We start from the raw sequence: 12,205 nt of genomic DNA on the forward strand, positions 1-12,205 counted from the left end.
TTCGCCCGGCTCGAAGGGCGCATCGAGGACAAGGCGACGGAAGCAGGCATCCCGGTCGAGTACGTGAATCCGGCGTACACGTCGCAGACGTGCCACTCGTGCCACCATATCGGTCGGCGGGACTCACAAGCTGAGTTCCGGTGTCCGAACGACGATTGCCACGTTTCGACGTTTCAGGCTGACATCAACGCTTCCGCGAATATCGCACGGGGGGTTGACCCGTGGGGAGAGAGCGTCCCTCTTGACAAGGCGGAACGCGATGACTCACCTCGGGATGGGAGCGGTTGTGACACCGTCTCCAGAACGTGACGCGTTCTGGTGTGCGAACGAGACGCGAAGCGTCTCGTTAACGCCACGACTCACCGTGAGAAGAGCGTACCAGCGCAGATGACGCTCACGGGCTACAAAGAGTCGAAACCCTCTGCCAGCGACGGCTGACTGGTATTCCCGATGCGTGGGAAGCCTCGCCGTTTACGGCGAGGAGGATGTCACTGCAGCCATACGCAGCCTGGGACTGCTGAAAAATTGGCTCCAGGCATCTGCTACCCGGCTCAATGCTCCAAACTGAGCACGACCGCGTGTCCGTGCGGAAGGGATTTAATGGCGGTTCGACAACGGCGGGTATGTTCAGACGGTTTCGGGCGGAGGTCGAAGATGCGGTCGAGGGTGCGCTGGCGGCGCTCGACCTGCCGACCGACGACCTCGGGGTTGAGCAACCCCCCGAGGACGTGGAGGCGACGCTGGCGTCGAGTGTCGCGTTCCGGCTGGCCGGCGAAGTTGGCGCGGCGCCGCCGTCGGTCGCCGCGGACGTCGCCGACGCGACCGAAACGGACGGCTACGACTATATCGACCGGGTCGATACCCAGGGGCCGTACGTGAACTTCTACGTCTCGACGGCGTACTACGCCGACGCGCTCGAAGCGGGGCGCGAGGCCGACTACGGCACCCTGCCGTCGACCGGGAGATCGGTCGTGGTCGAACACACCAGCGCGAACCCGACCGGTCCGGTCCATGTCGGCCGTGCCCGGAACCCTATCTACGGCGACGCCGTCGCGCGGGTGCTTGAGTACGCCGGCCACGACGTGGACGCTCACTACTACGTCAACGACGCTGGGCGGCAGATCGCGACGTTTACGTGGGCCTACGAGACGTTCGACGACTCCGAGCTCCCCGACCCCGAGCGCGACCGCGCGGACTACGACCTGGTGCGATACTACCGGGCGGGTAATGCGTTCCTCGAATCCGGCGACGACGAGGCCGCCGCCGAGGCGGAAGCCGAGATCGCGGCGATTATGCAGGGGTTAGAGGCCGGCGACGAGGCGGCGTTCGAGCGCGTCTCGGCGGTCGTCGATCAGGTACTCGACGGGATGCAGACGTCGCTTGGACGGCTCCCCGCGGAGTTCGACCGGTTCGTGAAGGAAACGGAGTTCATGCGGAGCGGCGACGCCGACGACGTGGTCGAGCGGCTCAGAGGCTCCGAACACGCCGTCTACGAGGAAGATGCCTGGCAACTCGACCTCTCGGCGTACGGGATCGACAAGAACCTGGTGTTCCTGCGGTCGGACGGCACCACCCTCTACACCACCCGCGACCTCGCCTACCACGAGTGGAAGTTCGATAACTACGACGAGGCGGTGACGGTGCTCGGCGAGGACCACAAGCTCCAGGCCGAACAACTCGAAGCCGCGCTCGAAGTGTTGGGCCACGACACCGACGCGCTCAGACAGACGTTCTACTCGTGGGTCAACCTCCCCGAGGGCGGAATGTCCACCCGCGAGGGGACCGGCGTCGACCTCGACGACCTGTTGGACGAATCCGTCCAGCGCGCCCGCGACGAGGTCGAAAGCCGGCTCGACTCCCGGGGGCGCGACGACCACCTCGACGACGCGGACCTCGACCGGATCGCCCGCCAGGTCGGGATCGGCGCGGTGCGGTACGACATCGTCTCCAAACAACCCACCAAGGGAATCACCTTCGAGTGGGACCGCGCACTCGACTTCGAGGCCCAATCCGCGCCGTACGTTCAGTACGTCCACGCCCGGTGTTGCGGGATCGAAGCCGAGGCCGCAGCGGCGGGAATCGAGGCGGCAACCGATCTCACCAGGCTCGGTTCCGACGCCGAGCGCGACCTGATCGCGGCGGTCGCACGCTTTCCCGCGGTGATCGAGGAGGCCGCCGATGGGCTGGAGCCACACGTCGTCGCAACGTTCGTGCGGTCGTTTGCGGAGACGTTCAACACCTTCTACCGGGAATGCTCGGTGCTCAACGCCGACAATAATGCGGTCGCAGCGGCGCGGCTCGGGCTCGTGGAGGCCTCGCGACATACCGTTGCGAACGGCCTTGACGCCCTCGGGATCGAAGCCCCCGAGTCGATGTAGCGGCCGGCGGCGCCGGACCGTCGAACCGGCGTTGCCGGGGGCTGGTCACGCGACGACCGGGAGCGCGGCGCCGGCGAGAAGTGAGCCGCCGACGGTGAAGACCGCCGCGGCTCCGGCCCCGAGTGCCAACAGTAGGAACAGGACGAGCCACCAGAAGGGAACGCGAGTGTTGTTCTCCGCCATACCCTCGACTCACCGCACCCGAGCAAAAGAAGTTCCCGTTTCGCGGCGGGTCACCCGAAGAACCGACTGAAGAAGCCGCCGCCCCCACTGTCGACGCTGGCGTCGTCCTCGTCTGCCACCGCCTCATCGCCGTCACCGGCCTTCGTTTCGACGCTGGTGCCGTCACTGGACTCCGTATCGTCGGCGTCCGCTCCGTCGGTGACACCTCCCTCCTCGGCGCCGGTGTCGCCACCGGGGCCGCCAGGATCCGCTCCCGCTTCAGCCTCCTCGATCGGGACTCCCTCCAACGGAGCGGTGTGCACCCCGTCGTCGTCGGCCGCCTCACCCGCCGTTGCGGCTGCCGCGGGGTCGGCGGGCTCAACCGGTGAGTCTGACAGCGCCGGCCGGTCGTCGACGGTGGCCCCATTTTCGCCGTCTTCGCCGCCTCCGCCGGTTTCGGTGCCGTCTGCTCCGTCGTCGTCGATGTCATCGCTTCCGGAATCGTCTATTTCGTCGCCTCCAACGTCGTCGCTCACAGCAGCCGGACTCCCAGCGGTGTCGCTCGTCGTGTGGTCGTCACCCAGTGGGGCGGCGACGTGTTCGCCAGTGAGCCCCGCCGCAAGCGACGCGAACGCCCCGGAAGCCGGGCTTTCGGGCGCGAACACCGTGAGTGGCTCGCCCGCGGCCGACGCACGGTTGACGGTGTTTGCGTCCGGGACCGTCCCCAGGACGCCGACGTTGAGCGTCTCGACGACCACGTCGGATTCGGCGGACGCGGGGTCGGCACGCAGGAGCGCAGCGCCGGCGACGGTGACACCGAGTCGCTCGGCGACTCGCCGGGTCTTGTCGGTGTCGTGGAGAGCATCGCGGGTCGGCGTCGACACGAGCAGGACCTCGTCAACGTACGTCAGGGGGGCGACGGTGTCGTTGCTCAGCCCCGCGCCCGTATCGAGGATCACGTAGTCGTGGTCGGCCGCGAGGTCGTCGAGCACCCCCGCCAGTCGTTCGGGATCTGCCAGGGAGAACGCGTCCAGTGACGACGATCCGGGGACGACCGACAGCCCGTGTGGGCCCTCGTGGACCGCCGCCGCGACGTCGACATCGCCGGATTCAGTCCGGTTGTCTGAGGCGCCCGGCGTCCCGCTGGCTACCACGTCGTGGAGTGTCACCTCGCCGACGTCGACGCCCACCACGTCCGCGAGGTTCGCCATCCCGAGGTCGCCGTCAACGACGGCGACGCGCGAACCGGCCGCAGCGATCGCCGCCGCCAGGTTGACCGCGGTCGTCGTCTTCCCGACTCCCCCCTTCGCGCTGGCGACTGCGTAGACCCGTCCCATAGTTTCGTTCCCGAACTTCCGCGTCGGGTTCATAAATCTGTTCGGGGCGGTCGACCACCAGTCGCAGGTTACTTACAGACCGGAGGGCCTACGGTAAACAATGAGTACCGACGCCGAAGAGGTAAACGAGGACCGACGGAAGTACGAGTTCCGGAAGGTCATAGAGGAGCTCAAAGAGTACGAGGGCTCCGGCACGCAACTCGTCACCATCTACATTCCCCCCGACAAGCAGGTCTCTGACGTCGTCGCCCACGTCACCCAGGAGCACTCCGAGGCGTCCAACATCAAATCGAAGCAGACCCGAACGAACGTCCAGGACGCGCTCACGTCGATCAAAGACCGGCTCCGGTATTACGACACCTTCCCACCGGACAACGGGATCGTCATCTTCTCCGGGGCGGTCGACGCCGGCGGCGGCCAGACGGACATGGTGACGCGGGCCTTAGAGAGCCCGCCGGAGCCGATCCAGTCGTTCCGGTATCACTGCGACTCGAACTTCCTGACCGAGCCGCTGGAACACATGCTGACCGACAAGGGCCTGTTCGGCCTGATCGTCCTCGACCGGCGGGAGGCCAACGTCGGGTGGCTGAAAGGCAAACGCGTCGAGGCCGTCAAATCCGCGTCGTCGCTGGTGCCGGGCAAACAGCGGAAAGGTGGCCAGTCCGCCCAGCGGTTCGCTCGCCTTCGGCTCGAAGCCATCGACAACTTCTATCAGGAGGTCGCGGGTATGGCCGACGACCTGTTCGTCCCGAAGCGCCACGAGATCGACGGCATCCTTGTGGGCGGCCCCTCGCCGACGAAAGATGAGTTCCTCGACGGCGACTACCTTCACCACGAGCTCCGGGACCTCGTCGCCGGGAAGTTCGACGTCTCCTACACCGACGAGTCGGGGCTGAAGGACCTCGTCGACGCCGCCAGCGAAGTGCTGGCCGACCAGGAGGTTATGAAGGACAAAGCCGAGATGGAGGAGTTCTTCGAGCAGCTCCACACCGGCGAGAAGGCCACCTACGGGTTTGAGCCGACCCGGAAGAACCTCATGATGGGGTCGGTTGACCGGCTCCTGCTTTCGGAGGACCTCCGCTCGGACGTGGTGATCTACGAGTGCTCCGACGGGCACGAGGAGTACGAGGTCATCGACAGCCGCCACAGCGATCCCGACCACCAGTGCAGCGAGTGCGGCGACGAGGCCGAAAAGGCCGACCGCGAGGACGTGATCGAGTACCTGATGGACATCGCCGGGCAGCGCGGGACCGAGACGAAGTTCATCTCCACCGACTTCGAGAAGGGCGAACAGCTCCACGACGCCTTCGGCGGGATCGCCGGAATTTTGCGGTACTCGACCGGGGTCTAAGCCTGATCTACCGGCGGACGGGGTTCTACTCCAGCATCGATTCGAGTTGCCGACGCCGACGCGCCAGGTCAACGTGAGCGTCGACCGACTCGTCGGCCGCGAGCCGATCGAGTGCTAGGAACACGTCCGCGCCCGACGCCTCGGCGTGTTCGACCAGCGCCTGGATCGCCGGCCGGTTCAGCGCCACCGAGTCGAGATACCCGATTGCGAGCAACAGCGCCGCGCCACCCTCGCCGGGTGGGATCGCGTCCGGCGGTTCCGGGTCGGCCGGCGGCTTCGCACCAGCGATCGAGTCGTCCGCGACGGCCCCGTCCGCGTCGTCCACCGCGACCATTCGGAGACACCGCGGGCAACTCCCGACGACCGCCGCCGCCTCGGGCGCGTACTCCCGGGCGTCGTCGGGGACCTCGATCCGGACCAGTTCGCGGTCACACGCCGGGCAGCGGTGGGGATCTGTCATAGCCGTGGGTACGGCGTCCCGTCGAAAAGACGCTGTCCCTCTCGGCGCGGGTCACCTGCCCGTGATCGATCGGTACCCATTTGCGGCTCACTCCCGTAACGGCGTCCAACAGATGGCCTCCGACGCCCACCCGTCGCTCCGCGACCCGCGAACGCACATCCGTGCGCTCGGCGGCGCGTTCGTGGTCGTCGCGCTCGTGGTCCTGCTCGCGTCCGTGGCCGTCGCGCTTGGGATCCCGCTGCTCGACGCCGCCGGGATCGCCCGGGGGAGCGCGCTCCGGTTGGCGCTGCGGAGCGCGTTCCAGTTCGTCGGCTTCGGTGTCGCCGGCGTGGGGTTCCTGCTCGTGACCGACCGGATCGGCTTCGTCCCGGTCCGGTGGCCGACCCGAGAGGATCTGAAGTGGTTCGGTGTGGGGTTCGCGGGGCTGTTGGGACTGTACGTGATCGCCACCGCGGTCTTCGGGGCGCTGGGTATCAGCGGGGCCGAGAGCGCAATCGTCGAACAGGGCGCCGACCAACCGGTCTATTTCCTCTTTTTGATCCCAGTGACGGTCCTGCTCGTCGGCCCCACGGAGGAGCTGATATTCCGTGGGATCGTGCAGGGACTGTTCCGCGAGGCGTACGGGACCCCGGTCGCGATCGCGGCCGCAAGCGCGGTGTTCGCCGCGGTCCACGTCTCCTCGTACAGCGGCGAGGGACTGATCGCGACCCTCGCGGTGGTGCTCCTGCTCGGCGGCGTGTTGGGCGTCGTCTACGAGAAGTGCGGGAACCTGGTGGTCCCGGCGGCCATCCACGGGCTGTTCAACACCGTGCAGTTCGCCGCGGCGTACGCGGCGGCGACCGGGCTCGTCGGGTCGTGAACCGGCGTCGATCAGGGACGCTCAGGCCGGGTTCTTCCGGGCGAGTTCCATCCCACAGACGGGGCACCGGTCGCGGTGTTCGTCGAACTCGCGACCGCACCCCTGACACTGGAACGTCCACTCGCGGGTCTCGGAGATCCCCTCGCGGGCGATCACCGTGGCATCGACGTCGACGCGGTCGGCGACGTTCTGCATGGCGTAGTCGTCGGTGACCAAGACGCCGTCGAGTTCGAACGCCGCCGCCAACAGCCGGAGGTCGGTTTCGGAGAGTTCCTCGGCGTCCCCGGTTTCGCGGGCGGCCCGTCTGATCTTCTCGACGGTGTCGCCCGCGGGGATGTGGACGTGCATTCCGGAGCCCTCGTCGGCGTCGTAGCGGTACGACGCCTCGCCCTCCAGTTCCTCGCGGACCATCGGGATCGACGCGATCTCGTCTGTGGTGTGGTACTCGTTGATGAACGCCGAGGAGTCGAGAACCTGCATCGGCTCGGGTGTGTATTAGTTGAGAACGACCGCGTCGTCGACGTCGCGGACGTTCGAGACGGGGATGGAGAAGGCGGCTTCACCCTCGTCGGTTGTGGTCTCGAACCGGTGTTGCTCGGGGTTGACGTCGTCGAACGGGGAGACCAGCAGGTCGGCGATGGTCCCCGTCTTGGTGTTCATCTGGATGTTGCGCAGGACGCCGATATACGTCCCGCTTGAGGTCATCACTTCCTTTCCGGAGAGGTTCTCCGCGAGTTCGTCTGCCATACCGCGCAATATTGCGTGCTGTTACATAAACACCACGGGGAATCCGGGTGACACGCGTCTGACCGACGGCACGAAACGCGCGTCTAACCGACGGCACGAAACGCGCGTCTGACCGACGGCACGAAACGCGCGTCTAACCGACGGCACGAAACGCGCGTCTAACCGACGGCACGAAACCGACGTCAGATCCAACAGAAGTGCCGGAAAAACCGGGACGGGTCAGCACCCAATCCGACCTGATCCCGACAGGCCGCTGGGCTGACGGTGGGGGCGACGCGACACCGACGAGGCGTGGCACGGCCCACCGCGGACAGCGTCTTCGGATGACGATGGACTTAACTACAGTCCAGGACTGTAGTGTGCGTAAGGAGCTTCTCCGGGGTGATTCTCTATGTCTGACACTGACGCCGGCCCGACGGTCGAACCGGACGCGTTACGCACGCCGATCGTCGCGGTGTTGGGCCACGTCGATCACGGCAAGACCACGCTGTTGGACACCGTCCGCGGGTCGGCTGTCAGCGAGGGCGAGGCGGGCGCGATCACCCAACACATCGGCGCGACCGCGGTCCCGCTCGGGACCGTCTCGGACATGGCGGGCGACCTCGTCGATCCAACCGACTTCGACCTCCCCGGGTTGTTGTTCATCGACACGCCGGGCCATCATTCGTTCACGACGCTGCGCTCCCGGGGCGGTGCGCTCGCGGACATCGCGGTCGTGGTGGTCGACGTCAACGACGGGTTCCAGCCGCAGACCATCGAGGCCCTCGAAATTCTCGAACGCACCGGCACCCCCTTCGTCGTGGCCGCCAACAAAGCCGACACCACGCCGGGGTGGAACCCCCGGGACGGATCGCCGATCCAGGCCTCCTACGAGTCTCAATCCGAGGCCGCACGGAGCCGGCTCGACGAAAACCTCTATGAGATCATCGGTGACCTCTCCGATGAGGGGTTCTCCGCGGACCTCTACTGGCGGGTCCAGAACTTCGCGAAGAACGTCGGGGTCGTCCCTATGTCCGCGATCACCAGCGAGGGCGTCCCGGACCTTCTGGCCGTGCTGATGGGGCTATCCCAGCGGTATATGAAAGAACAGATGGCGGTCGACACCACCGGGCCCGGCGCGGGGACGGTGCTGGAAGTCAAAGACGAGCGGGGGTTCGGCGCGACCGTCGACACGGTACTCTACGACGGCAGCGTCCGCGCCGGCGACGAGATCGTGGTTGGCGGCACCGACGGCCCGATCGTGACTGAGGTTCGAGCGCTGCTCCAGCCGCGCCCCAACGCCGAGATCCGCGTGGAAAAGCGGTTCGACAAAGTCGAGGAGGTCCGCGCCGCCGCGGGGATCAAGGTGGCCGCCCCCGACCTCGACGACGCGATGGCGGGCGCGCCGATCCGGGTCGTCCGCGACCGGGATTGCGAGAGCGTGATCGAGGAGGTCGAGTCCGAACTCGCGGAGATCCAAGTCTCTACCGAGGAGGAGGGCGTCGTCGTGAAAGCCGACACCCTCGGGAGCTTAGAGGCGATGGCCAACGCCCTTCGGGAGGCGGAGGTGCCGATCCTGCGGGCGGAGGTCGGCGACATAGCCCCGCGTGACATCGCGGTGGCGTCAACTGCGAACAAGGAGAAACACCGCGTCGTGCTCGGGTTCAACGTCGACGTGCTATCGAACGCCGAGCCCGAACTCGACGAGAGCGAGGTCCGGCTGTTCGACGACGACGTGATCTACCAGCTCGTCGACGAGTACGAGGCGTACGTCGACGAACTCGAACGCGCCCAACAGGAGACGGTGCTCGACAAGATCGTGCGACCGTGTCGGTTCCGGGTTCTGGAGGACCACGTCTTCCGGCAGTCCGATCCCGCGGTCGTCGGCGTCGAGGTCATGTCGGGCACGCTGAAGAACAACCAGCGCGTCGTGAAGTGGGAGGGGTCGGCCCCGACCCGGATCGGCCAGCTGTCGGGGATCCAAGAGCAGGGCGAAGACGTCTCGGAGGCCCGGTCGGGGACGAGAGTGTCGGTCGCGATCGACGGACCCACGGTGGGTCGGCAGATCGACGAGGGCGACGAACTCTGGATCGAACTCCCCGAGAAGCACGCGAAGATCCTCGAACAGGAGCTCTCCGACGACATCCCTGCCGACGAACTGGAGGCGCTGACGGGCTACCTTGACAAACATCGGAGCCGGGACCCCTTCTGGGGCAAGTAACTGCTTCCAAACGCTCCTGGAGTGGTGTTCAGGCGTCTTAGATCTCACTCTGTTTGCCTACTGACGGAGACGGTGTCTGCTGAGTGGTCTGGTGTTGTTGATGAGTCGCAATTACGCTTGGCAGAAAACTATCAGTTGTGTTGTTTCTTTGTCGAAGTATTGCAGTCGTCTGAACTGCAAACAGATGTGCCGAAAGTGTTGTTGCACGGGTGTTCTGGTGAGGTTGATGAGCGCCCGACACTACAAACAATACGAGAAAGCATCGATGACTGGTTTGGAATATAATCTACGGTATTTGTGTCATTCGTATTTATATAATAGTGGCGTATCAAACGCATCTACAATTCCTAAACCAGATATCTCGGTTCGTTCACTTTTGACTTCACCGTCGATATCTGGCTCATCATTCTCATTTAATCGGATGTTGGTAGTTAGTTGGAGTGGCTCTCCATTCGACCATGCGGTTAAATATTGAGTATCAGCGATTGAAGTTCGTGTGAATCCGATAGTTGGAAACCCTTCAGTACACTCAACATTCCAATAATCATATGGAATTCTATCACTAGAATGCGTTGAGTCGGGTTCATGATATCCTAATGCATTAGCTGTCCGAATATCGCTTAAGTCTGGCATATTTAATCCACCCCACCCTGTAAACAGGTGTTTTACGCTTCCACTTACATATACAAACGGAAGAACTGGTTCGGCATCGACAAGCCAGTAGCCAATCCCTGCAAATAGAACCGACGCTGTTACACAGTCTGCACCCTCAGTATTCTCAATACCTTGCGTTCCGTTCTTGAACAGTTCAACGATACTTTCTTCAGGTGAATTGTGATAGTCTCCAACAGTCCACTTGTATGGGAGCGCACCGCCGATAAATGCTTTTAATACTGTTAGTTTGTGGTATTCCGGCGTTTCAAGAAATGAAACATAGGGTTTGTTTTCGAACGCTTCTTCGATTTTGCGCGCCCATCGTCGGCTCACCGATCGACCAGCTGCAAACCGTATTGGATTTGCACCATTCAATTCATTTGGACTGATGTTTTCATCAAAGACTGCATCGAATATTTTGTCGATTGCGTCATCAGACTCTTGTGCTACTGGGTCTTCAATATCGTCTACTGTGACATTACTCCCATAGTTTGTTTTATCTGAGACTTCTTTTTGACGAGCGCCACCATCTCCGATGCTCCAGTCTTGTTCAGAGGCCCGAAGCATCAGTGTAGACGGTGAATTACAGTACACTGCTTCTAAGTACTCGATTTCTGACAGTCGGAGCGTGAAGACTGTCCAATCGTAATATGGCCCTTGCACTTCGTCATCATTGTCACGATGGAATTCTGTGGTTATGAGTGGCGTGCGGACAAGTGCTGTGAGTTCAATATTATAGAGGTCAAACCAGTCGTCACCGTCTACATTTGTCTGATTGTACTCTGACTTATCCAAGTTCGGAACATTAAACGGGGACTCTTCGGGTTCATTATACCAAATTTCAACTTTTTGTTTTGGGTCTGTGTCATCTTCCCATTTTTCTTCTGATGCAAACTTCGGGCCGAGTGTTCGAATTTCTCTTGCGCCTCGGGATTCGTTATCGAACGGGAGGTAGGCGGGGTCGTCTGTAGCGAGGGGAGCCTCAGCGTCACCGTCCGGATGTTTGAATCTGACTTCGATCTCCTGTGGGACGTTGAATATTTCCTCACTAACCTCTAGAGACAGTTCGTGCTCCTGCGTGCGGTTGGTAACCGTCGCTTCCGTCTCGGCGACAAGCGCCTCCTTCCCGCCGTGCAGTGCTGTAAAATAAACACGAAGTGCTCCGTCTGCCTGTACAGAGTCGTCGGTTGGCGATGTCGGCCAGTGGAGCGTGAAGTGTATCGAGTCGACCGAGACATCCTTGACCACCAGTTCGGGAGTGATAGGCTCCTCAACCTGGGTTTCCGCACTGGCATCGTCGTCCCAGACCCCGTCTTCTTCCTGTGGTCTGAGGCCTTCAGTTGCGCCACCGCAGCCGGCCAGCCCCGAAAGGGTCGCCGCCGTACTCGCTGTCATAAACCTTCGTCGGGAGAGCATCTCGGTCGTATATGTCACGTCGGGCGATGACGCCTCGTCAGAATCATCAGACATTGAACAAGCCGGTGCGCGGAGCGGTCAAAAGTACTCCGGAAACAGAACATAAAGAGCGATACGAAGCGGTTTACGGAGAATCGAGGAGAAAGCCCCGTGCTTTAGCGCTGTCTCTTACCCACAAATCGAGTTGTTGCCGAGGTCGATTACTTCGGGCAAAATATCGATATCTGCGGGCGTTATACCGTTATGGACCGATTTTGGCGATCTTGAGCGTGTCATAGAACTCTTCACACACTATGATCATTTTAATTACTATTATAGCAGGCTGTTAGCTTAGAAGTACGTGCACTTGGTGCACGAAGTTTAAAATCAGTCAGAGAGTACCCTTTCGTTTCCGAATAATGATCTCTCGTATCTGTTCAATGTGGTTTGTCTCGGATTGAACGAACGCTGTGAGAATGGCTTCGACGATCTCGGAGCCAGCCGCTCCGAGATCGTCACACTCTGCGACCAACTCATCCACTTCTTGCACGGTCTCCTCGCCAACAGCGACTCCGAACTTCTCTTTCGTCATAGCTATAGTAGACGTTAGAAGTAATTGCTCACACTTGGGATAGATATTTGATCAAGAGCCGTGTCGATCG

Annotated in this window: 11 protein-coding genes and 1 pseudogene; 5 read left to right on the forward strand and 7 right to left on the reverse strand. The window is 62.5% G+C overall.

Annotated elements, in window-relative coordinates; genetic code table 11:
- Both IEX72_RS14585 and argS read left to right on the forward strand, forming a co-directional pair.
- Positions 1–438, forward strand: a pseudogene (locus IEX72_RS14585) (transposase); the annotation flags it as partial.
- Between the two features lie 185 nt (positions 439–623).
- Positions 624–2,378: an arginine--tRNA ligase gene (gene argS / locus IEX72_RS14590; RefSeq protein WP_188788650.1), complete on the forward strand. Its 1,755-nt coding sequence runs from the start codon at positions 624–626 to the stop codon at positions 2,376–2,378.
- A 45-nt stretch (positions 2,379–2,423) separates the two neighbouring features.
- Here the strand turns inward: argS and IEX72_RS14595 are convergent, their stop codons facing one another.
- Positions 2,424–2,561 carry a hypothetical protein gene (locus IEX72_RS14595; RefSeq protein WP_188788652.1) on the reverse strand — a complete coding sequence of 46 codons (138 nt, stop codon included), beginning with the start codon at positions 2,559–2,561 and terminating at the stop codon, positions 2,424–2,426.
- Between the two features lie 50 nt (positions 2,562–2,611).
- Complete coding sequence (locus IEX72_RS14600; RefSeq protein WP_229663859.1) at positions 2,612–3,877, reverse strand: nucleotide-binding protein; 1,266 nt, start codon at positions 3,875–3,877, stop codon at positions 2,612–2,614.
- A 100-nt stretch (positions 3,878–3,977) separates the two neighbouring features.
- Between IEX72_RS14600 and prf1 the strand changes: the two genes are divergently transcribed.
- Positions 3,978–5,228, forward strand: a complete 1,251-nt coding sequence (gene prf1 / locus IEX72_RS14605) for a peptide chain release factor aRF-1 (protein ID WP_188788657.1) — start codon at positions 3,978–3,980, stop codon at positions 5,226–5,228.
- Between the two features lie 25 nt (positions 5,229–5,253).
- On the opposite strand, the gene IEX72_RS14610 is transcribed toward prf1, so the two are convergent.
- Entirely contained in the window at positions 5,254–5,688 is a 435-nt protein-coding gene (locus IEX72_RS14610) for a DUF6276 family protein (protein WP_188788659.1), read from the reverse strand.
- Positions 5,689–5,800: 112 nt separating this feature from the next.
- Here IEX72_RS14610 and IEX72_RS14615 point away from each other — a divergent pair, with 112 nt between their 5' ends.
- Positions 5,801–6,547, forward strand: a complete 747-nt coding sequence (locus IEX72_RS14615) for a CPBP family intramembrane glutamic endopeptidase (RefSeq protein ID WP_188788661.1) — start codon at positions 5,801–5,803, stop codon at positions 6,545–6,547.
- Positions 6,548–6,568: 21 nt separating this feature from the next.
- Here the strand turns inward: IEX72_RS14615 and IEX72_RS14620 are convergent, their stop codons facing one another.
- Both IEX72_RS14620 and IEX72_RS14625 read right to left on the reverse strand, forming a co-directional pair.
- On the reverse strand, positions 6,569–7,027 hold the full coding sequence (locus IEX72_RS14620) for an NOB1 family endonuclease (RefSeq protein WP_188788663.1): 459 nt from the start codon (positions 7,025–7,027) through the stop codon (positions 6,569–6,571).
- A gap of 15 nt (positions 7,028–7,042) precedes the next feature.
- Entirely contained in the window at positions 7,043–7,294 is a 252-nt protein-coding gene (locus IEX72_RS14625) for a PRC-barrel domain-containing protein (RefSeq protein ID WP_188788665.1), read from the reverse strand.
- Between the two features lie 391 nt (positions 7,295–7,685).
- Between IEX72_RS14625 and infB the strand changes: the two genes are divergently transcribed.
- The gene (infB, locus tag IEX72_RS14630) at positions 7,686–9,494 is read left to right on the forward strand and encodes a translation initiation factor IF-2 (protein ID WP_188788667.1); all 1,809 of its coding nucleotides are present in this window, start codon (positions 7,686–7,688) and stop codon (positions 9,492–9,494) included.
- A 300-nt stretch (positions 9,495–9,794) separates the two neighbouring features.
- Here infB and IEX72_RS14635 read toward each other — a convergent pair whose 3' ends face one another.
- Both IEX72_RS14635 and IEX72_RS14640 read right to left on the reverse strand, forming a co-directional pair.
- Complete coding sequence (locus IEX72_RS14635) at positions 9,795–11,618, reverse strand: hypothetical protein (RefSeq protein ID WP_188788669.1); 1,824 nt, start codon at positions 11,616–11,618, stop codon at positions 9,795–9,797.
- Between the two features lie 316 nt (positions 11,619–11,934).
- Positions 11,935–12,135 (reverse strand): hypothetical protein, encoded by a 201-nt coding sequence (locus IEX72_RS14640; protein ID WP_188788672.1) that lies wholly within the window; start codon positions 12,133–12,135, stop codon positions 11,935–11,937.
- Positions 12,136–12,205: the final 70 nt, after the last annotated feature.

Origin of the sequence: Halobellus salinus, assembly GCF_014646875.1 — an archaeon.
In the GTDB taxonomy this organism is placed as follows: domain Archaea; phylum Halobacteriota; class Halobacteria; order Halobacteriales; family Haloferacaceae; genus Haloquadratum; species Haloquadratum salinum.

What these genes read in the sequence shown, in the direction of transcription:
- argS (WP_188788650.1), top strand. Translation starts at nt 624, where the DNA reads ATGTTCAGACGGTTTCGGGCGGAGGTCGAAGATGCGGTCGAGGGTGCG.
- IEX72_RS14595 (WP_188788652.1), bottom strand. Translation starts at nt 2,561, where the DNA reads ATGGCGGAGAACAACACTCGCGTTCCCTTCTGGTGGCTCGTCCTGTTC.
- IEX72_RS14600 (WP_229663859.1), bottom strand. Translation starts at nt 3,877, where the DNA reads ATGGGACGGGTCTACGCAGTCGCCAGCGCGAAGGGGGGAGTCGGGAAG.
- prf1 (WP_188788657.1), top strand. Translation starts at nt 3,978, where the DNA reads ATGAGTACCGACGCCGAAGAGGTAAACGAGGACCGACGGAAGTACGAG.
- IEX72_RS14610 (WP_188788659.1), bottom strand. Translation starts at nt 5,688, where the DNA reads ATGACAGATCCCCACCGCTGCCCGGCGTGTGACCGCGAACTGGTCCGG.
- IEX72_RS14615 (WP_188788661.1), top strand. Translation starts at nt 5,801, where the DNA reads ATGGCCTCCGACGCCCACCCGTCGCTCCGCGACCCGCGAACGCACATC.
- IEX72_RS14620 (WP_188788663.1), bottom strand. Translation starts at nt 7,027, where the DNA reads ATGCAGGTTCTCGACTCCTCGGCGTTCATCAACGAGTACCACACCACA.
- IEX72_RS14625 (WP_188788665.1), bottom strand. Translation starts at nt 7,294, where the DNA reads ATGGCAGACGAACTCGCGGAGAACCTCTCCGGAAAGGAAGTGATGACC.
- infB (WP_188788667.1), top strand. Translation starts at nt 7,686, where the DNA reads ATGTCTGACACTGACGCCGGCCCGACGGTCGAACCGGACGCGTTACGC.
- IEX72_RS14635 (WP_188788669.1), bottom strand. Translation starts at nt 11,618, where the DNA reads ATGTCTGATGATTCTGACGAGGCGTCATCGCCCGACGTGACATATACG.
- IEX72_RS14640 (WP_188788672.1), bottom strand. Translation starts at nt 12,135, where the DNA reads ATGACGAAAGAGAAGTTCGGAGTCGCTGTTGGCGAGGAGACCGTGCAA.